Here is a 21610-nt window from a genome sequence, read left to right as displayed (position 1 = left end):
TTCGGCGCAATCCAACCTTTCTTGGAGTGTTCATGAACACCATTGCGCCGGACTGGCTCTGGGTCTTTTTTGTCGTTTCCGTTCTCGTTGCGCTTTTCATCGACTTCGTGGTCCTGCGCAAGCAGGGCGCTCATGCGGTGTCGGTGAAGGAGGCGCTGAACTGGTCGCTCGTGTGGATCGCCCTGAGCTTTGCCTTCAACGGGCTGTTCTGGTGGGCGGTGGCACAGGATCACGGCACGGCCGTGGCCAATGTCAAGGCCACCGAGTTCCTGACCGGCTACCTCATCGAGAAGTCGCTCGCGGTCGACAACATCTTCGTCTTTCTGATGATCTTCACCTACTTCGCGGTGCCGCCGGCCTACCAGAAGCGGGTGCTCATGATCGGCATCATCGGGGCCATCGTGCTGCGCACGGTGATGATCCTGCTGGGCAGCTGGCTCGTGGCGCAGTTCCACTGGCTGCTCTATGTCTTCGGCGCCTTCCTGCTCGTCACCGGCATCAAGATGTGGTGGGCCTCGGGCCAGGAGCCCAACCTGGACGACAACCCCGCGCTCAAGCTGCTGCGTCGCCTGATGCCGGTGTCGAAGAACTTCGATGGCGAGAAGTTCTTCACGATGGAGAACGGCAAGCGCATCGCCACGCCGCTGCTGCTGGTGGTGGCCCTGGTGGGCGTGATCGACGTGATCTTCGCGGTGGATTCCATTCCCGCGATCTTCGCGATCACCACCGACCCCTTCATCGTGCTGACCTCGAACATCTTCGCCATCCTGGGTCTGCGCGCGATGTATTTCCTGCTCGCGGCCATGGCGGCCAAGTTCCACCTGCTGAGCTACGGCCTGGCGGTGATCCTGGTCTTCATCGGCAGCAAGATGCTGCTCATCGACGTGGTGAAGATCCCCGTGTTCGCCTCCCTCGGCGTGGTGGCGACCATCCTGGCGATCACGATGGTCCTGAGCGTGCGCACGGCGCCCAAGCTGCCCGATCGCAAGACATCCTGAGAGGCTCTGGGCAGGGTGCGCGCTTGCCGCACCCTTCTCCCGGCGGATCGCGCAAAACACAATAAGAATCATTATCATTACGAAAAGTTTCGTTCCGAACACGGTCCCGCCAGCCCTGGGGTCCGGCTGAGGCCGGCCTCGCTTCTCGCCAGCCAAGACATCGTTCGGTCAGTGTCTTGCACCACTCTGGAGAGAAGCCCTCATGGCACGCACCGTCCGCGCCCAGGCGCGCCCGCGCCCGTCCCGTTCCCCCTCGGCCGCTCCGGCGGCTCCCCGCGTCGGCCCCGCCGCCGCGCTCATGGCCAGCCTGGCCGTGGGCGGCGCCTGGGCCCAGACGCCGCCGGCTGACCCCCCGGCCGCCGCTCAAGCCACCGCCCTGCCGGAGGTGAAGGTGCAGGCCACGGCCGAGCACGACCCGAAGGACAGTCTGCGCGTGAACCGCAGTGGCATCGGCAAGGGTGACCAGGCCCTGCGCGACATCCCCCAGTCGGTCACGGTCATCACCGAGCGCCTGATGGACGACCGCAACCTCGACGACTTCCGCGAAGTGCTGCGCGCCACTGCCGGCGTGACCTTCCAGGCCGGCGAGACCGGCGAAGAGGACGTCCGTCTGCGCGGTTTTTCGCTGCTGCAGGCTGGCGACATCTACCTCGATGGCCGGCGCGACCCGGGCCTGCAGGAGCGCGACACCTTCAACCTCGAGCGTGTCGAGGTGCTCAAGGGCTCGGCCTCGATGCTCTTCGGTCGCGGCTCCACCGGCGGCGTGGTGAACCAGGTGAGCAAGCGGCCGTTCCTGATGAACCGCCACGAGGTCAATGTCAGCGCCGGCTCCGGTGAGGACTGGCGCGTGACCGGCGACTTCAACCTCCTGACGGGACCGGATGCGGCCTTGCGCATCAACACCCTGGTGCACCAGGCCGAGCACTGGGGGGCGGAGATTGACAAGAAGGGCATCGCGCCCACCTACAACTGGGGCATCGGCACGGCCAACGAATTCCAGGTGGGCTTCTACCACCTCGAGTACGACAACAAGCCGCTCTACAACCACCCCTGGTTCCTGATCGACGGCAAGATCAAGCCCTCGCTGCCGGCCAAGAACTACTACGGTCTGGCCAGCGACTACAACCAGGGCCGCTCGACCTACGGCAGCCTGATGCACATCCATCGCTTCGGTGGCGGCGCCGAACTCAAGACCTCGCTGCAGCATGGCCGCTTCGAGCGCGACCTGTGGGCCAGCGTGGTGCGCTTCGCCGGCGCGGCGTCGCAGCCGGGTGGCGTGGCCGTCACGCCGGACACCCTCGGGCCCGACACCGTGCTCACGCGCACCGGCAAGGGCCGCGTGGGAGTGAGCGACATCACCACGCTGCAAAGCGACTTCAGCAACAGCTTCCAGGCCCTGGGCGTTCGCCACAGCCTGATCGCGGGCGTGGAGTTCACCCAGGAAGACGCCCGGCGCAACAACAACGCGGCCGGCCCGGCCCGCCCGAACACCACCGTGGGCACCCCCAATGATGGGGCGAGCATCGGTGACACGCGCGACATCGCGATGAACGAGTTCGACGTGCGCAACATCAGCCTGTATGCCCAGGACACGGTCGAGCTGACGTCGGTGCTCAAACTGGTGGGCGGCCTGCGCTTCGACCGCTTCAAGGCCGATTTCCGGGACACGGCCGGCAACAGCTTCACGATGAAGGACATGCTCTGGAGCCCGCGGGTGGGTCTGCTCTTCCAGCCCAATGACTGGGCGTCCTTCCATGTGTCGTATGGCACCTCCTACAACACCTCGGCCGACACCTACCAGCACACCATCAACGCGGCGCTGACCAACCCGGCGAATGCGCGGGTGCTGAACACGCCGCCCGAGAAGAGTCGCAACATCGAAATCGGCGGCAAGTTCGATCTGCTCGACAACCGGCTGTGGGTGGGCACGGCACTGTTCTACTCAGAGAAGTACAACGAGCGCAACACCGACCCGGATTCGCCGCAGGACCTGCTGTCGGGCAAGCGCCACGCGCTGGGCCTGGACCTGGACGTGGCCGGGCGCATCACCGCCCAGTGGGACGCCTTCCTGTCCTACACCTGGATTCCGAGCGCCAGGATCGACCGCAGCAACGTCACCCCCAACCCCGCAGGGACCGGCGCGCAGGTGCAAGGCGATCGCCCGGGCCTCACGCCCAAGCACAGCGCCAGCCTGTGGACCACCTACCGGGTGCTGCCGTCGCTGCGCGTGGGTGCGGGCCTGAACCACCGCGGCGAGCAGAACCCCGAGGGGGCGCGTCATGTCACCGCGGCCAGCTTCACCACGCTGGACCTCATGGCCGAGTACGCCTTCAACGAGTCGTTGTCGCTCAAGGTGAACGTCAACAATGCCACCGACAAGCTCTACGCCGACTCGCTGTACCGCGGTTTCTACACGCCCGGGGCGCCCCGCACGGTGCAGGCCACGCTCAAGGCCGTGTTCTGAGGGAAGGGTCCCAGCCATGCTCGTGCATCTACGCCAGGTCCTCCATCCCGATGAACTCCGGCAGGCCCGCCAGTGGCTGGCCAGCGGCGAATGGATCGACGGCCGCGCCACGGCCGGCGCCCAGGCGGTGCAGGCCAAGCACAACCGCCAGCTGCGCCAGGACAGCGAGGCCTCGCGCCGGCTGCAGGCCCTGGTGCTGGCCGCCCTGGAGCGCCACGCGGTGTTCTTCTCGGCGGCCCTGCCCAAGAAGATCTTCAACCCTCTGTTCAACCGCTATGGAGGCGACGCCAACACCTATGGTGCCCATGTGGATGGGGCGGTGATGCACTCGCGCGCCACCGGCCAGCGGGTGCGCTCGGACGTGAGCTGCACCCTCTTCCTGTCCGATCCCGAGGATTACGACGGCGGCGAGCTGGTGATCGACGACACCTTCGGTCGCCAGCGCGTGAAGCTGCCCGCGGGCGATGCCGTGATCTACCCGGGCACCAGCGTGCATGCCGTGAGCCCGGTCACACGCGGCGAGCGCCTGGCCAGTTTCTTCTGGGTCGAGAGCATGGTGCGCAGCGACGAGCAGCGCCGCCTGCTCTTCGACATGGACCGGCACCTGGGCGCCTTGCGCGAGATGGCTGGCACCGACGCGGCGGTGGTGGGCCTGAGCGGCACCTACCACAACCTCCTGCGATTGTGGGCCGACACATGAGTGCCGCCGCCGTGAGTCCGGCCGACTACGAGGCGCTGGCGCAGGCGCGTCTCGACGCCAACGCCTGGGCCTATGTCAGTGGGGGTGCCGGCGACGAGCACACCGTGCGGGCGAACCGTGCGGCCTGGGACGCGCTGTGCCTGCAGCCCAGGGTGCTGTGCCGCACGGCCGGCGGTCACACCCGCCGCACGCTGCTGGGCCGCACGCTGGCGCATCCCATCCTGCTGGCGCCCGTGGCCCATCAACGCCTGGCCCATCCCGATGGCGAGCTGGCCACCGCCTACGCCGCCGCGGCGCTGGGGGCGGGCATGGTGCTCAGCCTGCAGTCGAACACGCCGGTGGAAGCGGTGGCGCAGGCGATGCACGGTGAAACCGAGGCCGGCCCGCTGTGGATGCAGCTCTATCCGCAGACCGACCGCGGTTTCTGGCGCGAGCTGGTGCAGCGCGCCGAGGCCGCGGGCTGCGAGGCGCTGGTGCTCACCGTGGATGCGCCGGTCAGCGGCGCGCGCGACCGCGAGCGGCGGGCCGGCTTCCGCCTGCCGCCGGGTGTCTCGGCGGTACACCTGGCCGGCCGGCCGTCTGCGGTGGCGTCACCGGCGGCTCCGGGGCGCAGTGCGCTCTTCGATGACCTGCTGCAGGCGGCACCCACCTGGGACGACGTCGACTGGCTGTGTGCCACGACCCGCCTGCCGGTGCTGCTCAAGGGCGTGATGCACCCCGCCGACGCACGCGAGGCGCTGGGCCATGGTGTGGCGGGCCTCATCGTCTCCAACCACGGGGGGCGCACGCTGGACACGGCCGCCCCCACGGCGCAGGTGCTGCCGGCCGTGCTGGCCGCGGTGGGAGGGCGCTTGCCGGTGCTGGTGGACGGCGGCATCCGCCGCGGCACCGACGTCTTCAAGGCGCTGGCGCTGGGGGCCAGCGCCGTGCTGGTCGGCCGGCCCCAGGTGTGGGCGCTGGCGGCCGGCGGGGCGCAGGGAGTGGCGCATCTGCTGCGCCTGCTGCGCGACGAACTCGAGATCGCGATGGCGCTGTGCGGCTGCGCCACGCTGGACGCGATCACGCCCGAGCTGCTGCTCGATCCGCTCCGCGCCTGACGTTCAGTGCGGCCGTGGCCGCAGCCCCGGCGTGGCCCAGCTCTCGGGCAGGCGATCGAGCACCTGGCGGGCGTCGAGCGAGCGGATGGGCACCGACAGGTCGCTGGGGATGCGCTCGTGCAGTTGCAGCGCCAGGTAGCGCAGCGCACTCACGCGCAGGAAGGAGGCGAAGTTGCCCACCTCCCCGCGCGCGGCCACCAGCTCGTCGTAGAGCTTCTCGATGAGCTGGGTCACCCCCAGGCCGTCGCGCTCGCCGATCTCGGCCAGCACCTCCCAGAAGAGGTTTTCCAGCCGGATGCTGGTGACCACGCCGTGCAGGCGCACCGAGCGGGTGCGCGAGTCGTAGGACTGCGGGTTGGCGCGAATGAAGATCTCGCACATCGGGGTCTCCTCGTCGCGCGAGCCGCGCGGACAGCTTCAACCATAGCCGCTGTGCCGCGGCCTTGCCAAGCTCAGGCCTCGATGCGTGTGCCCAGCACCTTCAGGAACTGCGCGAGCCAGGCCGGGTGGGCTGGCCAGGCGGGCGCGGTCACCAGGGTGCCGTCGGTCACGGCCTGGTCCACCGCGATCTCGGCATAGCTTGCACCCGCCAGTTCCACCTCGGCGGCGCAGGCCGGATAGGCCGACACTTTTCTGCCGCGGATCACGCCCGCGGCGGCCAGCAACTGCGCGCCATGGCAGATGGCGGCGATGGGCTTGCCGGCCTTCGCGAAGTGCTGGACGAGGGCGATCACCTCGCGGTTCATGCGCAGGTACTCGGGTGCGCGCCCGCCGGGCACCACCAGGGCGTCGTAGTCCTCGCCCTTGACCTGTGCGAAGTCGGCGTTGAGGCTGAAGCGGTGGCCGGGCTTTTCCGAGTAGGTCTGGTAGCCGTCGAAGTCGTGGATGGCGGTCATCACCCAGTCGCCGGCGCGCTTGTCCGGGCACACCGCATGCACGGTGTGGCCCACCATCGAGAGCGCCTGGAAGGGCACCATCGTTTCGTAGTCCTCGCCGAAATCGCCGACGAGCATGAGGATCTTCTTGGCCATGGCTGTCTCCTGTGTGATGGCTGGGGAAGGGGATTGGAAGGAGCGGCAGACCATTGTGGAAAGCGTCGAGGTGCGATGGGTAACAGCCCGTTGTTGCGCGCCTTGGGGGCTTCCAGAGGGGGAGTCCCCCCCTTTCAGTGATGCCCGGCCGCGACAAAACCGCATGAACACTGGCTCAAACGGTGGTTTTCCCTCTGAAAACTGCTTCTCAGTGGCATGCACACGCAGTACCATTCGCCTCGCAGGTGTTCGGCAGGAACGAGGGCTCATGCGGTTCTCGCCCCGACCCGGCACATCAACCACTCACGTGATGGAGAAATTCGACATGGCAACTGCGAAGAAGGCTCCCGCCAAAAAGGCGGCAGCAAAGAAGGCCCCGGCCAAGAAGGCCCCGGCCGCGAAGAAGGCGGCGCCTGCCAAGAAGGCGCCCGCGGCGAAGAAGGCAGCGCCGGCCAAGAAGGTCGCTGCCAAGAAGGCTGCGCCGGCCAAGAAGGCCCCCGCCAAGAAGGCGGCCAAGCCCAAGGTCAAGCGCACCCCGAACGCCGCGTTCATGAAGGCGATGACCCCCAGCGCCGCGCTGGCCGCCGTCATCGGTGACAAGGCCCTGCCCCGCACGGAAGTGACCAAGAAGGTGTGGGACTACATCAAGAAGAACAAGCTGCAGGACGCCGTCAACAAGCGCATGATCAACGCCGACGCCAAGCTGAAGGAGATCTTCAAGAAGGCCCAGGTGTCGATGTTCGAAATGACCAAGCTGATCAGCAGCCACCTCAAGTAAGCCGCTGCTGCGGCAGTCTGGGAAGCCCGGCATACGCCGGGCTTTTTCATTCCCCGTCCTACACTTTCTGCCCATGACCGCGCCCGACACCGACGCCCTCGAACGCTTCCTCGCCCGCGTGGCCACCGAGGTGGCGCAGGGTGCCGCCCACAAGCTGGTGCTGGCGCGCTACGAGGGTGAAGAGCCCGAACTGGAGCGCCTGATGGGCCGCCCCGTGGTGCTGCGCGGCCAGCCGCACTGGTCCTTCGTGTGGCGCTACCGCACCCGCGACATCACGAAGAACCTGCCAGCCGACGAGGTGGCGCCGGCGCTGCGCGAGTGGATTGCCCAGGGCTTTCGCAATGCCCATCTCTTCACGCCCACGCAGGAAGTGCAGCTCGCCTACAGCCGCAAGGGCAAGGCCAGCCTGCGCACCGGTCGACTCCATGGCGCGGTGGCCGAGGCCCTGCCGCCGGCCGGCCACAACCGCGAGAAAAAGCGCTGGGTCGATCCGCAACGCCCCTTCCTGGTCGAGCTGGGCGTGATGGACGCCGGCCACCACCTCGTGCCGGCGATGGCGCGCAAGTGGAAGCAGATCAACAAGTTCGTCGAGATCTTCTCGCACGCCTTCACCGATTCCCCGCTGGCCGGGCGCGACGGGGGCGAGCCGGTGCGCGTGCTCGACTTCGGCGCCGGCAAGGGCTACCTCACCTTCGCCGTGCACGACCACCTGCAGCAGCACCTGCAGCGCCGCGCCGACGTGGTGGGGGTGGAGCTGCGCGGCGACCTGGTGGCCCTGTGCAACGGCATCGTGCAGCGCCTGGGCCTGGACGGCCTTCGCTTCGACGAGGGTGACATCGCCCGGCGCGCGCCCCAGCCCATCGACGTGATGATCGCCCTGCACGCCTGCGACACCGCCACCGACCTGGCCATCCACCAGGGCGTGCGCGGCGGGGCGTCGATCATCCTGTGTTCGCCGTGCTGCCACAAGCAGATCCGCCCGCAGCTGCTGTCGCCGCACCCGCTGCGGCCCATCCTTCAGCACGGCGTGCACCTGGGCCAGGAGGCCGAGATGCTCACCGACGGCCTGCGTGCCCTGCTGCTGGAAGCCAGCGGCTACGACACCCAGGTCTTCGAGTTCATCTCGCTGGAGCACACCAACAAGAACAAGATGATCCTGGCGGTCAAGCGCACCAGCCCCAAGCCGGCCGGCGAGGTGCTCGAGCAGATCCGCGAGATCAAGCGCTTCTACGGCATCCGCGAGCAGGCGCTGGAAACGCTGCTGGCGGCCGACGGCACGATCCCCGCCACCTGCTGATGCCGCACGCTCGTCTTGTCTTCCGCCGCAACTTCATCCCCCGCAGCACGCGGGTGCTGTACCCCGGTGCCCATCGAGCCGAGGTGGTGGTGAATGGGCAGGTGGCGGCGAGCGCGAATTTCACGCTGGTGGCCTAAAACGCAAACGGCCCCGGGAAGTCGCCCACCGGCATCACGTGGCTGACGAGGTCGGTGCCGGTGGTCCACACGTGCAGGCCGAAGCCGGGGGGCTCGAAGGTGTAGCTGGCCGGATGGTCGCCCACGAGGTCCAACTCCACCTGGTGGGCCGGCGAAGGCACGGTGATCGCCACCGTGTGGGCGACACGGGCCTGGATGCAGCGGTGCAGATGGCCGCAGGCGATGCGCTCCACCTGGGGGTGGCGGCGGATGATGGCTTCGAAGTCTTCGCGGCCCTCCCGCAGGCCCAGGGCGTCCATGTGCTCGATGTGCGTGAGGAAGGGCGGATGGTGCAGGGCCACCAGGGTGGGCTGTCCGGGCGCCTGGGCGAGTGTGGCGTCGAGCCAGTCGAGACGGTGCCCGCACAGCGCGCCGTGGCCGGCACCGGGCACCACGGTGTCCAGCGTGACGAGGCGAAGGCCGCGCAGGTCCACCGTGTACTGGATGAACTCGCCACCCCCCATCTGCCCGAGGTAGGGGTGGTCGGCAAAGGCCGCGCGCAGGGCGCCGCGCTCGTCGTGGTTGCCCGGCATCAGGTAGACCGGGCCGGGCAGTGGGGCCAGCAGCGTGCGCAGGTGGTCGTATTCCTCGGGCGATCCGGCATCGACCAGGTCGCCACTGACCAGCACGGCCACGGGTGCGGGCTGCAGGCGTCCCACCGCCTCCACGGCACGCGCCAGTGCGGTGGCCGTGTCCACGCGGCCGTCCAGTAAACGGCCGGGCACGGTGATGTGGGTGTCAGAGAGATGGACGAGCACGTGTGGCAGAAGGGCAGGCATGGATCACCTCGGCGGAACGAGTCTGAGGACGCAGTACATCGCAAACGGATGCGCCTGCACAGAGTCACCTGGCAGGGTGTGAGGCTGACACACGGCTTTCACATGGCCTTTCTAGAGTTTCGAACGAACACACCCGAGCGTTCGAAACTTCCATGCTTCTGTCCGACCTGAGCGAGCGCGATCGCCATATTCTCGATCTGGTCCGAGAACAAGGCTTCGTCGGTATCGACGACCTCTCGCGCCGCTTCGACGTGACGCCGCAGACCATCCGGCGCGGCGTGAACGGTTTGTGTGAACGTGGCCTGCTGCGCCGTGTGCATGGCGGTGTGGAGGCACCCGCGGTGCAGGGCAACCTGCCTTACCAGCGCCGCCAGGTGCAGCATCTGGAGGCCAAGCGCCGCATTGCGGCGGCGGTGGCGGCCTTCATTCCGGACGGCAGCTCGGTGTCCATCGGCCTGGGCACCACGCCCGAGCAGGTGGCGCTGGCGCTGCGTGATCACCAGGATCTGAAGGTCATCACCAACAGCCTGAACGTGGCCAATGCGCTGGCCGGCTGTGCCGGCATCACGCTCACGCTGGCCGGTGGCACGCTGCGGCCGAGCGACCTCGACATCGTCGGCCCTGCGGCGGCGCAGTGCTTTGCGGCCTACAAGACCGACTATGCGGTGTTTGGCGTGGGCGGCATCGACAAGGACGGCAGCCTGCTCGAATTCGAGGTGGATGAAGTCACGGCCCGCATGGCGATGGCAGCTCACACCCGCGCCAGCCTGCTGGTGGCCGACGTGAGCAAGTTCGGCCGCAATGCGCTGGCGCGCGGGGGCCGGCTGGACGCGATCGACCACCTGTTCACCGACGCATCGCCGCCGGCGGACTACGCGGCGCTGTGGGCCGGTGGGGTGCCTGTGCTGCACGTGGTCGGGGGCGCCCAGTGAGCGCCATCGAATTGCGCGCCGTGCACAAGCACTGGGAGGCCACCCGGGCGGTGGACGGGGTCTCGCTGCGTGCCGAGGCCGGCCAGCTCGTGGCCCTGCTGGGGCCCTCGGGCTGCGGCAAGTCCACGACCTTGCGATTGATCGCCGGGCTGGAGCGGGCGGACGGCGGGCAGATCCTCATCGGCAATCGCGACGTCACCCAGCTGCCCAGCCCCCAACGGGGCATCGCCATGGTCTTCCAGAACTATGCGCTGTTCCCCCACCTCACGGTGGGTGAGAACATCGTCTTCGGCCTGAGCGTGCGCCGCCTGCCGAAGCCGGAACGTGCGCAACGCCTCGCCCAGGCGGCCGAACTGCTGGGCCTGCAGGCGCTGCTGGAGCGCAAGCCGGCGCAGCTTTCGGGCGGCCAGCGCCAGCGTGTGGCCCTGGCACGTGCCATCGTGGCGCAAGCCCCGGTGTGCCTGATGGATGAGCCGCTGTCCAACCTCGATGCCCAGTTGCGCCAGCACATGCGCGGGGAGATCCGCGCGCTGCAGCAACGCCTGGGCATGACCATGGTCTACGTCACGCACGACCAGACCGAGGCCATGACCATGGCTGATCACGTCGTGCTGATGCGTGCCGGGCGCATCGAGCAGCAGGGCCCGCCGGCCGAACTGTACGAACGACCGGCCACGGCCTTCGCCGCCGGCTTCATCGGCGCGCCAGCGATGAACCTCTTTCCCGTCGAGCTGGTGGATGCCACCCGCCGCGGCCTCACCCTGGGCGTGCGCCCCGAGCACCTGCGCCTGGGCCCGCCGGGCAGCGGTCTGGCCGCGCGCGTCGAGGCCGTCGAATACCTGGGTGCCGAGTCGATGGTGGTGTGCAGCGCCGACCGCGGACCGCACCGCCTGGTGATGCGCTGCAACGGCCGCTCGCCCGTGGCCGCCGGCCGGGCCGTGGGCCTGCACTGGGCGCCCGAGCACCAGCATGGTTTCGATGCCGTCAGCGGCCAGCGCGCCGATGACGGACCTGTCCCGCCCCTCCCCAACCCCTTGGAGTGCCCTGCATGAGAACCCTCCTCAAACCCCTGGTGCGGCTTGCTGCCGGCCTTGGCGCCGCCGCGGCCGTCACGGCGGCCTCGGCCGTCGAGCTGAGCTTCTACTACCCCGTGGCCGTGGGTGGCCCGGTCACCAAGATCATCGACGGCATGGCCGCTGCCTTCGAGAAGGACCATCCTGGCATCAAGATCAAGCCGGTGTACTCGGGCAGCTACCAGGACACCATCACCAAGGTGCTCACGGCCACCAAGGCCGGCGAAGCACCGCACGTGTCGGTGATCCTGTCCACCGACATGTACACCCTGATCGACGAAGATGCCATCGTGCCCTTCGACGAGATGGTCAAGACCGACGCCGACCGGGCCTGGATAGGCAGCTTTTACCCCGGCTTCATGAAGAACAGCCAGACCGGTGGCAAGACCTGGGGCATCCCCTTCCAGCGATCCACCATCGTGATGTACTGGAACAAGGACCTCTTTCGCGAGGCCGGGCTCGACCCGCAACGCCCCCCGCAAACCTGGGCCGAGCTTGTGGAGATGGGCAGGAAGCTCACCAAGCGCGATGCTGCCGGCAATGTCACGACCTGGGGCGTGCAGGTGCCGTCCTCGGGCTTTCCGTACTGGCTCTTCCAGGCCTTCACCACGCAGAACGGCGTGGAGCTGATGAACCCTGAAGGCACGCAGACGCGCTTTGATCACCCGGCCGTCATCGAGGCGCTGCAGTACTGGGCCGACCTCTCGCGCAAGCACCAGGTGCACCCGCCCGGCGTGGTGGAGTGGGGCACCACGCCGCGCGACTTCTTCGAGCGCAAGGCGGCCATCATCTGGACGACCACCGGCAACCTCACCAACATCCGCAACAACGCCAAGTTCGACTTCGGCGTGGCCATGCTGCCCCAGGGCAAGCAGCGTGGCACGCCCACCGGCGGTGGCAACTTCTACGTGGCCAAGCGCACCACGCCGGCCGAGCGCGAGGCGGCGATGAAGTTCGTGCGCTGGATGACCACGCCCGAGCGCGCGGCCGAGTGGGCGATTGCCACGGGCTACGTGGCCGTCTCGCCCGCAGCGTGGGAAACCCCGGCCATGAAGACCTACGTGGCCGAGTTCCCCGCGCCGCTGGTGGCCCGCGACCAGCTGCGCTACGCCGTGGCCGAGCTGTCCACGCATGAGAACCAGCGCGTCACCAAGGCGCTGAACGACGGCCTGCAGGCGGCGCTCACGGGTGCCAAGACGCCCGAGCAGGCCCTGCGCGACGCCCAGCGCGAAGCCGATCGCATCCTGCGGGCCTACCGCTGAAGCCACCAGGGGCCATGACCATGGGGGTCACCGAGCGACGCGCCGCCCTGTACGGCTGGCTGCTCCTGCTGCCGGCGGCGGTGCTGCTCGTGGCCTTCACCCACTACCCCGCCGTGGGCGCGGTGTGGCACAGCCTCTTTTCCACGCCGCGGCCCAACCGGCCCGCGCGCTTCGTGGGGCTGGAGCACTACCGCGCCTTGCTTGACGATCCGGTGTTCTGGGCAGCGCTGGTCAACAACGCCTGGTATGCGCTGGGCACCATCGTGCCCTCCATCGTGCTGGCCATGGTGATGGCGCTGTGGGTCAACCGCCACCTCGCCGGCCGCGGCTGGCTGCGCCTGGCCTACTTCACGCCCACCGTGCTGCCCATGATCGCGGTGGCCAACATCTGGCTCTTCTTCTACACGCCCGACTATGGCCTGCTCGATCAGGTCCGCAGCCTCTTCGGCGGGGCCGCCCACAACTGGCTGGGCTCGCGCGAGACCGTGCTGGGCGCGATGATGGTGGTGGCGGTGTGGAAGGAGGCGGGCTTCTTCATGATCTTCTACCTCGCCGCGCTGCAGCAGATCCCCACCGAGCTGCACGAGGCGGCCGAGCTTGAAGGCGCGAGCCGCTGGCAGGTCTTCTGGCGCATCACCTTTCCGCTGCTGATGCCCACCACGCTGTTCGTGCTGATCAACGCGGTGATCAACGCTTTCCGCCTCATCGACCACGTCGTGGTGATGACCCGCGGCGGGCCCGACAACGCCAGCACGCTGCTGCTGTACTACATCTACGAGACCGGCTTCAAGTTCTGGGATGCCGGCTATGCCGCGGCCCTCACCGTGGTGCTGCTGCTGATCCTGGCCCTCGTGGCCCTGGTGCAGTTCGGCTGGCTCGAACGCCGCACCCACTACCAATGAACACCTCGCGCCTGGACACCTGGCTGCACACCGCCGGCGCGTGGGCGCTGGGCCTGCTGTGGGTGCTGCCTCTGCTGTATGCCGTGTGGACGGCCATCCACCCCGGCGAGTACGCCACCCGTTTCGAGCTGGCTGCCCCCTGGACGCTCGAGAACTTCCGCGCCGCGTGGGCCGCCGCCCCCTTCCCGCGCTACTTTCTCAACACCTTCTTGCTCGTGAGCTTCATCCTGGCGGGCCAGCTCGTGCTGTGTACGCTGGCGGCCTACGCGTTTGCGCGCTTTGAGTTCCCGGGGCGCGATCTGGCCTTTGCGCTGGTGCTGGTGCAGCTCATGGTCATGCCCGACGTGGTCATCGTCGAGAACTACCGCAGCCTGCATGCCCTGGGCCTGGTGGACACGATCACTGCGATGGCCCTGCCTTATGTGGCCTCGGCCTTCGGCATCTTCCTGCTGCGCCAGGCCTTCAAGACCATCCCGCGCGAGCTGGAAGAAGCGGCCCGCATCGAAGGCTGCGGTGTGCTGGGCGTGCTGTGGCGTGTGTACGTGCCACTGGCGTGGCCGGTCTACCTGGCCTATGCCCTGGTGTCGGTGAGCTACCACTGGAACAACTTCCTGTGGCCGCTCATCGTGTCCAACAGCGTGGAAACGCGCCCGCTCACCGTGGGCCTGGCCGTGTTCGCCGGCACCGATCAGGGCATCGACTGGTCCATCATCAACGCCGCCACCCTCATTGCGAGTGCCCCGTTGCTGCTGGCTTTCCTCATCTTCCAGCGCCAGTTCGTGCAGAGCTTCCTGCGAGCAGGCATCCGCTAGTCAGGCCGGCGTCGCGGCTGGCGCGGGTGCGGGCAAGGCGTCCACCTCGGCGCGCAGGCGCGGCAGGCACTCGGGATACTCTCGGGCAATGAAGTTCACGAGCGCCTCGCGCATCTCGCAGCGCAGGTCCCAGGCATCACCCGACGAGGCGGCACTCACCAGCACGCGCAGCTGCATCGACTGCGGTCCCGCTTCGAACACCACCACGCCGCAGACCTTGCCGTCCCACTTGGGTGAAGCTTCACAGACCCGCCGGGCCTCCGCCCGCAGCGGCTCCAGTGGCAACCGATAGTCCACCCACAGGAAGACGGTGCCGAGGATGTCGGCACTGCGCCGCGTCCAGTTCTCGAAGGGGTTCTCGATGAACCAGCGCAGCGGGATGATGAGGCGGCGTTCGTCCCAGATACGCAACACCACGTAGGTACCCGAGATCTCCTCGACGCGACCCCATTCGCCATTGACGATCAGCACATCGTCGAGCCGGATGGGCTGGGCGAGGGCGATCTGCAGTCCGGCAATGAGGTTGCTGAACACCGACTGGGCGGCGATGCCCGCCACGATGCCGATGACACCGGCCGAGGCCAGCAGGCTGGTGCCCAGCTGGCGTGCGCCGGGGAACGTCATCAGCATGAAGGCCAGACCCACGACGGCCAGGATCGACATCGCCGTGCGGGCCAGCACCCGGGTCTGCGTCTGGATGCGACGCGCGTGGAGGTTGTCAGCCACATCCACGGGGTGCCGGGCGATCACGCCATCGGCGATGCCGCGCACCGCTGCGATCAGCAGCCAGGTGATGCAGGCGATCAACAGCAGGCCGCTGCTGTGCTGGACGGTGCCGAGCCCGGGCAGGCCGGCGGGTGAACCGTGCCACACCCCTTGCAGGCCGATCAGGGGCAGCACCCACTGGGCCGGGCGGTCGATGTGCCGCACGACGTGCTGCAGCATGATCGAGAAATGGGTGACGCGCCGCAGGATCGTGCGACCGATGCGATGCACCACCAGGGCGATGGTCACAGCCACCGTGGCGGCGAGAAGCGGGCTGAGCCAGGGAGCGAATTCGGGCCAGTTCATGGATAGGCAGTCCAGCAGATCGTCCAGGAGCCTTCGAGGCTAGCGATGCCGTGGGCCAGGCTCAAGCCGGCGCCACAAGACCTCACGCCGGGGTGCGATGACCTTGTATCGGCCGATCGTTTACTGCTGGGCTACTGTCTCTCAGGAGGCTGGATCGAGCATGTAGCGGTCCCACCAGCCGGCAGCGGGTTCGGTCTGCTGCACCACGTCCACCCACAGGCCGGAAGGGTCGGTGAAGCCGAAGCGGCGTTGTCCGAAGGCTTCGTCGGTGAGCGGGTAGCCGACGGGCAGCGCCCGTTGCGTGGCTTCGGCAAACGCCGCGTCCACGTCGTCGACCTGCATCTCGAAGCACAGGCCGCGGCCCGAGAAGGGTTCGGGCCCCGGCGGGGCCGACGGGTGGTCGGGCGTCATGAAGGCGATGCTGGCCGAGCCGTCGCCGCTGTGCAGCCAGACGAACCAGGTGCTGTCGAAGCCCACCTCGAAGCCGAGGTGGCGCACCCAGAAGTCGCGGCAGGCGTTCTTGTGGGGGGTGACGATGAGGGGGTAGCGGTCGCTGAAGCGCATGAGGATCTCCATAAACAGACAATCTGTCTGTTAAATGTAGTTTACGGACAGACTGTCTGTAAAGTACCATCGAGATCATGGCCACCAACGCAGAACGCACCGCGCAGACCCGCGCCCGCCTGATCGACACGGCGCGTGCGCTGTTTTCCGAGCACGGCTATGCCGCCACCGGCACCGAAGCGATCCTGGAAGGCGCCGGTGTGCGCCGTGGTGCCATGTACCACCACTTCGCCGACAAGGCCGCGCTGTTCGAGGCCGTGTGCCTGCAGTTGTGCGAAGAAGCGGTGCCCGCCATTGAGGCCGCCACCGAAAGGGTGGACGACCCGCTCGAAGCCCTGGTGCAGGGCTCGCTGGCGTGGCTGCGCTTCGTCACCCAGCCGGGCGTGCAGCGCATCTGGCTGCTGGATGCCCCCACCGTGCTGGGCTGGTCGCGCTGGGAAGCGCTCGATCGCCGCCTGGGCCAGCAGGCTCTGCGCGAAGGCATCGAGGCTGCGCTGGCCGAAGGGGTGCTGCGCTACGAGGGCTCGCCCGAGCTGCTGGCCACGATGCTCAACGGGGCGCTGAACGCGCTGGCGCTGCGGCTGGCCGCGCCGGGCACGAAGGTGCCGCGGCGGGTGTGGGAGCAGGCGGTGCGCAGCCTGTTCGAAGCGTTCAGCCCGCCGGCCTTGCCGGGATCGTGAGCCCGCGCTGCACGGCCGGGCGTGCCACGAAGGCCTGCAGCACGCGGTTGACATTGGCGAACTCGTTGAAGCCCACCAGCTCGCCAGCCCCGTAGAAGCCGATCAGGTTGTTCACCCAGGGGAAGGTGGCGATGTCGGCGATGGTGTAGTCGCTGCCCATGATCCACTCGCGCCCGTCGAGGCGCCGGTCCAGCACCGAGAGCAGGCGCTTCGATTCGGCCACGTAGCGGTCGCGCGGGCGCTTGTCTTCGTAGTCCTTGCCGGCGAACTTGTGGAAGAAGCCGAGCTGGCCGAACATCGGCCCGATGCCGCCCATCTGGAACATCACCCACTGCAGGGTTTCATACCGCGCGGCCGGGTCGGCCGGCAGGAGACGGCCCGTCTTCTCGGCCAGGTAAAACAGGATGGCCCCCGACTCGAACAAGGCCAGCGGCTCGCCCTTCGGCCCGTTCGGGTCGATGATGGCGGGGATCTTGTTGTTCGGGTTGAGCGACAGGAACTCGGGCGAGAGCTGGTCGTTGGTGTCGAAGCGCACCAGGTGCGGCTCATAGGGCAGGCCCAGCTCTTCCAGCGCGATGGACACCTTCACGCCGTTGGGCGTGGGCAGCGAATACAGCTGCAGGCGGTCGGGGTGCTGGGCAGGCCACTTCTTCGTGATGGGAAAGCGATCGAGTGCGGTCATGGGGTCCTCCATGTGATGTCCTCAGGTGGCGCCCATTGTTCGACGTCTGCGACACGCCGTTTGCCGGCGGCGTCGATCCCCCAGTCGATGTGGGGCGAAGCCACACGCGTCTGCACGGGAGGCCGATTGAGGCTAGCTCAGGGTGTACAGATGGCGGTCTTCGGTTCGGCGGCCGCCTGCTGGGCATGGACCTGCTGGATGCATTCGCCCAGCAGCTTCATCGCGCCGCGCAGCTGCGCCACCGAGGTGCTGGCAAAGCCCAGCAGCAGCCCGGGGTGGCGCGGCGGGTGCTGGTACTGGTTGTGGATGGCATGCAGGCCCAGGCCTTCGCTGCGGGCCAGGTCGATGAGCCGCTGCGTCTGCTCGAACGAGAACCGCGGCAGCCAGGCCACGCAATGCATGCCGGCACCGTTGTCGTGCAGCACGATGTCGTCGCCGCACCAGCGCGCCACGCCCTCGTGCAGGGCCTGGCGTCGCCGGCGCAACTCCAGGTTGCCGCGCCGCAGGTGGCGTTCGAAGGCACCGCTCTTCATGAAGTGGGCCAGCGCCACCTGTTCGATGCCGGGGCTGGCAATGTCGGCCAGCAGCTTGGCCTTGAGCAGGTCGTCGCGCAGGGCGCGCGGCGCCACGATATAGCCCATGCGGATCGAGGGCAGCAGCATCTTCGAGAAGGTGCCCACGTAGATCACGTGGCCGGCCGTGTCCATCGACGCCAGCGCGGGCTGCAGACGACCCTCCAGTCCGAACTCGCCGTCGTAGTCATCTTCCACCACCCAGAAGCCCCGTTGCACGGCGGCGGCCAGCAAGGCCACGCGCCGACGCATCGACATCTGCACGCCCGAGGGGTACTGGTGCGAGGGGGTCACGTAGGCCAGCTTGAGCGGCCCGCCGGGCAGGGCGTCCACCTGCAACCCCTCGTCGTCCACCGGCACGAAGCAGGGCTGGGCCCCCTGTGCAGTGAAGCAGTTGCGCGCCAGCTTGAAGGAAGGGTCTTCCATCACCACGCGGTCGCCTTCGTCCAGCAGCAGGCGGCCGATGAGCGCCACGGCCTGCTGCGTGCCGTTCACCACGATCACGTCGTCGGCGTCGCACACCAGCCCGCGGCGCTGGCTGAGGTAGGCGGCGATCTCCTGGCGCAAGGCCGGCAGGCCCTGGGTGGGTGGATAGCCGGCATCCGTGTGCTGCGCCGCGTGTGCCAGCGCCCGGCTCCAGGCGCTGTACATGGTCACGTCCACCATGGGGGTGCCGTACTGCAGGTTGAAGCGCAGGGCCTGGCCCGTGGGGCGGAACCAGGTGGTGTCGGTGTCGCGCAGCCGTCGCGCATAACGCGAGGGCGGCGGCAACAGGGTGGCAGCAGGCTTGGGCCGCAGCACCGTGCGCGCTGGTGTGGTGCCGCGCGCCACATAGGTGCCCGAGCCCACCTTCGACACCGCCAGGTGCTCGGCACACAGCAGCTCGTAGGCCAGCAGCACGGTGTTGCGTGCCACGCCGATCTGCTGGGCGAGCTCGCGCGTCGAGGGCAGCTTCGCCCCTTCGCGCAGGCGCCCCTGGGCAATGGCCTGGCGCAGGGCGCGGTGCAGTTGTCGGTACACCTCGCCCTGGCCGTCGAGTTCAAGAAACATGTCCATGCTCACCTCGCAGGCGTTCCCGCCTTGCCGGCCCCGCCGCGCGAGGCCCGACGCAACTCAGGCCGGCACGCCGTGCCGATGGTCGTCCGGCGATGCGGCCCTGCGCGCCGCATCGCAATAGTTGCACTGGCCCTGCGGGCACAGCAAGGCCTCGGCGTGGTGGCCCAGCAGGGCCGACGCCGCCTCGAAGACCTGGGCCGAGGGAGCCAGCACTGCCTCGGCATGCCCCAGCAGCCCCGTGGTCTGCCAGCCCCTGCGCCGCAGTTCGTCGCCCACCCGCTCGAAGCCGCGGCAGCAGTGGTCGATCTCGCGGTAGCGCAGCTCCACCAGTGCGCCGTCGAGCCGCACCACCGAACGCGCCTCGAAGCCATAGCCCACACCGGCCACGTTCTCGGCCACGTGGATGGTGGTGTTCGCGTCATGCCCCACACCGGCCAGCAGCACCTTGCCGCCGGCCACGATGGCGCGCCCCGGCGGGCTGTCCGGCCCGTGCGGCACCACCACCGAATGCGGCGCCAGCAACTGCCCGGCCAGTGGCCCCCGCGCCGCGAAGGCATGGGGGTTGTCGCTGCGCAGCACGCCCGGCAGGCGCCAGAAGGTGTCGGCCACCACGCCCATGTTGCGGCAAGGGGTGGCCGCCGGGTCGAACAAGTCGTCGTGATCGGCCAGGCTGGGCATCATCAGCGTGCCCATCGGGCCCACGGAGCGCAGCAGCGCGTCGATGAAACCCTGCGGCCCACCTTCCACCGGCCCCACCTCGGAAAACGCGGTGTGCACCACCAGCAGGTCGCCCGGGCGCACCCCCAGCGAGTGCAGCTGAGTGGCCAACTGATGGGACGAAACAGGGCTCTTCATGGCGGAAGGATGGGACTGTAGGGTGCGCCTGCCGCACGCAACAGTACCACTTCCCCCGGCATGCCGTGAGCCACTCCACCCCATGCCCATCATGGCAGCAGCCCGTCAGCAGCATCGTGCATCAACGCCCTCCTGGATCTCGCTCCGTGACATCACGACGAGCCAGGGCCAGGTCTTTCGACACGGCATTGATCGTGGCCTGCAAATCCTCCCGCACCGCAAACGGTCGGAAGGCGCTCACGTTGGATCGCCCGGGATTGCCCAGCGGCAGGCGGCCCAGCGTGTGGCCCAGCGGCACCAGGGCGAGGCGAAACATCTGGCCGGCCACCTCGGGCCAGTCGCGGGTGTGCCACGCCAGGGCCAGCATGCGGGCATGCGTCTTCAGGTGGGGCACGAAGCGGGTCTGGCCCACCACGTGTGCGGCTTCCAGGTAGCGCCAGCGCTCCTCGCTGGGCCATGCGCCGGGCGCGGCCGACAGGGCCAGCAGACGATCGAAGACGGCAGGGTTGAAAGAGGTGGACGACATGAGGCGGTTCTCCGTGGCAACCGCGCCATTGAAGAGCCTGGAGCCGCTACAAGGTCAAGTCTTGCTCGGCAGCGCCTGCGCCACCCAGCGGTCGCGCCCCTGGTGCTTGGCGTCATACAAGGCCTTGTCGGCACGCGCCAGCGTCTGCATCAGCGCTTCGGGCTGCGGCAGCAGCCGCCGCGCGGCGCAGCCTACCGACACCGTGAACGCCACCTCGCCGCCGCCGGGCAGGCGCACCGCCTGATGGCGGGCCGCCTCCACCAGGCGGGCCGCGAACACGCTGGCCTCGCCCAGCGAACAGTCGCGCAGCAGCACGCAGAACTCCTCGCCCCCGTAGCGGCCCACCAGGTCGGTGCTGCGCACCGTGTTGGCGATCAGCCGCGCCACGTGGGCCAGCACCACGTCGCCGGCCGCATGGCCGTGCGTGTCGTTCACCAGCTTGAAGTGGTCGAGGTCGATCATTGCCACCGCAAAATGCACCGGCGGGCGCGCCTGCTCCAGCGCGCGGCCCATGTCCATGAAGGCCATGCGCGTGAACAGGCCCGTGAGCCCGTCACGCCGCGCGCGGTCCAGCACCTCCTGCCGCTGGCGCTCGTGCACCATCGAAAAGAAGCCGATCGACGCCCCCACCACAAAAAGCGCGCCCATCAGCAGCACACCGATCTGCGGCCGCGACGGCGCGCCCGGCGACACCGCCTCGGCCTGCCCGAACAGGCTCAGCACCGCACGCATCAGGAAGCCCGCGGCCATGGCCGCCATCACCAGCCCCGCCACGAACACCGCGCCATTGCGGTGCTGCCGCGCATGGCTGAGCACCAGCACCGCTGTGGCCAGGAAGAGCAGCGCAATCGCGCTCGACAGCGTGACCACCGCCACCGCCGTGGAGGTGCCCAAGCCATATGACACCGCCACCCCGCTCACCCCAAAGCCATAGATGCCCCACAGCAGCCGGCGCGACACCTGGCGGCTCATCAGCCGCGCATGCGCCAGCAGCCCATACACCGGCACCAGCATCACCAGCAGGTTGGCCACCACGAAGCCCAGGAACCACGGCGCATGCCCGCGAAAGAAGAACAGCAGGAAGGCTCCGCCCGCAGCCAGCATCGCCTTGCCCCACTCGCGCAGGCCAAAGCGCAGATCGGGCAGCGTGCGCATCGAACTGAAGGCCATCGCCGCCATCAGCAAGGCCAGCACCGAAATCGAAAACAGCAGCGTGCCTGGGTCAAGAGGCGGGGCCGAGCGGAACGACAGCATTCAGGGCATCCGGTCGCGGGAGGATTTGTTCGCGAATGTAACGGCGAGA

23 protein-coding genes are annotated in these 21610 nt (G+C 68.4%); 13 read left to right on the top strand and 10 right to left on the bottom strand.

From position 1 onward, the window contains the following. Positions 1-32 precede the first annotated feature (32 nt). The 4 genes from C1704_RS16670 to C1704_RS16655 all read left to right on the top strand — a co-directional run bounded on the left by C1704_RS16670 (position 33) and on the right by C1704_RS16655 (position 5259). Positions 33-998: a TerC family protein gene (locus tag C1704_RS16670; RefSeq protein WP_104303869.1), complete on the top strand. Its 966-nt coding sequence runs from the start codon at positions 33-35 to the stop codon at positions 996-998. 202 nt (positions 999-1200) lie between these two features. Beyond that, positions 1201-3462 (top strand): TonB-dependent receptor, encoded by a 2262-nt coding sequence (locus C1704_RS16665; protein WP_104303868.1) that lies wholly within the window; start codon positions 1201-1203, stop codon positions 3460-3462. A 16-nt stretch (positions 3463-3478) separates the two neighbouring features. Then, positions 3479-4162, top strand: coding sequence for a Fe2+-dependent dioxygenase (locus tag C1704_RS16660; protein WP_104303867.1), 684 nt, complete (start codon positions 3479-3481; stop codon positions 4160-4162). After that, complete coding sequence (locus C1704_RS16655; protein ID WP_104303866.1) at positions 4159-5259, top strand: alpha-hydroxy acid oxidase; 1101 nt, start codon at positions 4159-4161, stop codon at positions 5257-5259. Before C1704_RS16660 ends, C1704_RS16655 begins: the two co-directional genes overlap by 4 nt. A gap of 3 nt (positions 5260-5262) precedes the next feature. On the opposite strand, the gene C1704_RS16650 is transcribed toward C1704_RS16655, so the two are convergent. Continuing rightward, positions 5263-5640 (bottom strand): ribbon-helix-helix domain-containing protein, encoded by a 378-nt coding sequence (locus tag C1704_RS16650; RefSeq protein WP_104303865.1) that lies wholly within the window; start codon positions 5638-5640, stop codon positions 5263-5265. Between the two features lie 71 nt (positions 5641-5711). Next, the gene (locus C1704_RS16645) at positions 5712-6290 is read right to left on the bottom strand and encodes a DJ-1/PfpI family protein (RefSeq protein WP_104303864.1); all 579 of its coding nucleotides are present in this window, start codon (positions 6288-6290) and stop codon (positions 5712-5714) included. Positions 6291-6615: 325 nt separating this feature from the next. On the opposite strand from C1704_RS16645, the gene C1704_RS16640 reads away from it, so the two are divergent. The 3 genes from C1704_RS16640 (at position 6616) to C1704_RS17615 (ending at position 8502) form a co-directional block, all read left to right on the top strand. Continuing rightward, positions 6616-7068, top strand: coding sequence for an SWIB/MDM2 domain-containing protein (locus C1704_RS16640; protein ID WP_104303863.1), 453 nt, complete (start codon positions 6616-6618; stop codon positions 7066-7068). A 73-nt stretch (positions 7069-7141) separates the two neighbouring features. Next, positions 7142-8365 (top strand): class I SAM-dependent methyltransferase, encoded by a 1224-nt coding sequence (locus C1704_RS16635; protein ID WP_104303862.1) that lies wholly within the window; start codon positions 7142-7144, stop codon positions 8363-8365. Beyond that, on the top strand, positions 8365-8502 hold the full coding sequence (locus C1704_RS17615) for a hypothetical protein (protein WP_170064727.1): 138 nt from the start codon (positions 8365-8367) through the stop codon (positions 8500-8502). The genes C1704_RS16635 and C1704_RS17615 overlap by 1 nt, the downstream gene beginning before the upstream one ends. Here C1704_RS17615 and C1704_RS16630 read toward each other — a convergent pair. Further along, complete coding sequence (locus C1704_RS16630) at positions 8499-9320, bottom strand: phosphodiesterase (protein ID WP_104303861.1); 822 nt, start codon at positions 9318-9320, stop codon at positions 8499-8501. The genes C1704_RS17615 and C1704_RS16630 overlap by 4 nt on opposite strands. A 152-nt stretch (positions 9321-9472) precedes the next feature. On the opposite strand from C1704_RS16630, the gene C1704_RS16625 reads away from it, so the two are divergent. From C1704_RS16625 to C1704_RS16605, 5 genes are read left to right on the top strand one after another with little or no spacing between them, the layout of a single operon-like run. Beyond that, positions 9473-10252 (top strand): DeoR/GlpR family DNA-binding transcription regulator, encoded by a 780-nt coding sequence (locus tag C1704_RS16625; protein WP_104303860.1) that lies wholly within the window; start codon positions 9473-9475, stop codon positions 10250-10252. After that, positions 10249-11304 (top strand): ABC transporter ATP-binding protein, encoded by a 1056-nt coding sequence (locus C1704_RS16620; RefSeq protein WP_104303859.1) that lies wholly within the window; start codon positions 10249-10251, stop codon positions 11302-11304. Before C1704_RS16625 ends, C1704_RS16620 begins: the two co-directional genes overlap by 4 nt. Continuing rightward, the gene (locus tag C1704_RS16615) at positions 11301-12587 is read left to right on the top strand and encodes an ABC transporter substrate-binding protein (RefSeq protein ID WP_104303858.1); all 1287 of its coding nucleotides are present in this window, start codon (positions 11301-11303) and stop codon (positions 12585-12587) included. Before C1704_RS16620 ends, C1704_RS16615 begins: the two co-directional genes overlap by 4 nt. A 20-nt stretch (positions 12588-12607) precedes the next feature. After that, on the top strand, positions 12608-13489 hold the full coding sequence (locus tag C1704_RS16610) for a carbohydrate ABC transporter permease (RefSeq protein ID WP_104303879.1): 882 nt from the start codon (positions 12608-12610) through the stop codon (positions 13487-13489). After that, positions 13486-14301: a carbohydrate ABC transporter permease gene (locus C1704_RS16605; RefSeq protein WP_104303857.1), complete on the top strand. Its 816-nt coding sequence runs from the start codon at positions 13486-13488 to the stop codon at positions 14299-14301. The genes C1704_RS16610 and C1704_RS16605 overlap by 4 nt, the downstream gene beginning before the upstream one ends. Here C1704_RS16605 and C1704_RS16600 read toward each other — a convergent pair whose 3' ends face one another. Beyond that, on the bottom strand, positions 14302-15372 hold the full coding sequence (locus C1704_RS16600) for a mechanosensitive ion channel family protein (RefSeq protein WP_104303856.1): 1071 nt from the start codon (positions 15370-15372) through the stop codon (positions 14302-14304). 141 nt (positions 15373-15513) lie between these two features. Continuing rightward, complete coding sequence (locus C1704_RS16595; RefSeq protein WP_104303855.1) at positions 15514-15936, bottom strand: VOC family protein; 423 nt, start codon at positions 15934-15936, stop codon at positions 15514-15516. Between the two features lie 77 nt (positions 15937-16013). Here C1704_RS16595 and C1704_RS16590 point away from each other — a divergent pair, with 77 nt between their 5' ends. Next, the gene (locus tag C1704_RS16590; RefSeq protein WP_104303854.1) at positions 16014-16616 is read left to right on the top strand and encodes a TetR/AcrR family transcriptional regulator; all 603 of its coding nucleotides are present in this window, start codon (positions 16014-16016) and stop codon (positions 16614-16616) included. Here the strand turns inward: C1704_RS16590 and C1704_RS16585 are convergent. The 5 genes from C1704_RS16585 to C1704_RS16565 form a co-directional block, all read right to left on the bottom strand. After that, on the bottom strand, positions 16588-17298 hold the full coding sequence (locus C1704_RS16585; protein WP_104303878.1) for a glutathione S-transferase N-terminal domain-containing protein: 711 nt from the start codon (positions 17296-17298) through the stop codon (positions 16588-16590). The genes C1704_RS16590 and C1704_RS16585 overlap by 29 nt on opposite strands. 137 nt (positions 17299-17435) lie before the next feature. Next, complete coding sequence (gene pdxR / locus C1704_RS16580) at positions 17436-18926, bottom strand: MocR-like pyridoxine biosynthesis transcription factor PdxR (RefSeq protein ID WP_104303853.1); 1491 nt, start codon at positions 18924-18926, stop codon at positions 17436-17438. 57 nt (positions 18927-18983) lie between these two features. After that, positions 18984-19781, bottom strand: a complete 798-nt coding sequence (locus C1704_RS16575; protein WP_170064726.1) for an AAC(3) family N-acetyltransferase — start codon at positions 19779-19781, stop codon at positions 18984-18986. A gap of 121 nt (positions 19782-19902) precedes the next feature. Next, a complete protein-coding gene (locus C1704_RS16570; RefSeq protein WP_104303851.1) occupies positions 19903-20307 on the bottom strand; it encodes a DUF3703 domain-containing protein in 405 nt (134 codons plus the stop codon). A gap of 54 nt (positions 20308-20361) precedes the next feature. Then, a complete protein-coding gene (locus C1704_RS16565; RefSeq protein ID WP_104303850.1) occupies positions 20362-21561 on the bottom strand; it encodes a GGDEF domain-containing protein in 1200 nt (399 codons plus the stop codon). Positions 21562-21610 lie beyond the last annotated feature (49 nt).

This window comes from Caldimonas caldifontis (genome assembly GCF_002930615.1).
GTDB lineage: Bacteria > Pseudomonadota > Gammaproteobacteria > Burkholderiales > Burkholderiaceae_C > Caldimonas > Caldimonas caldifontis.
The sequence above is the reverse complement of the archived record's forward strand: the minus strand, read 5'-3'. Positions and strand labels throughout refer to the sequence as shown.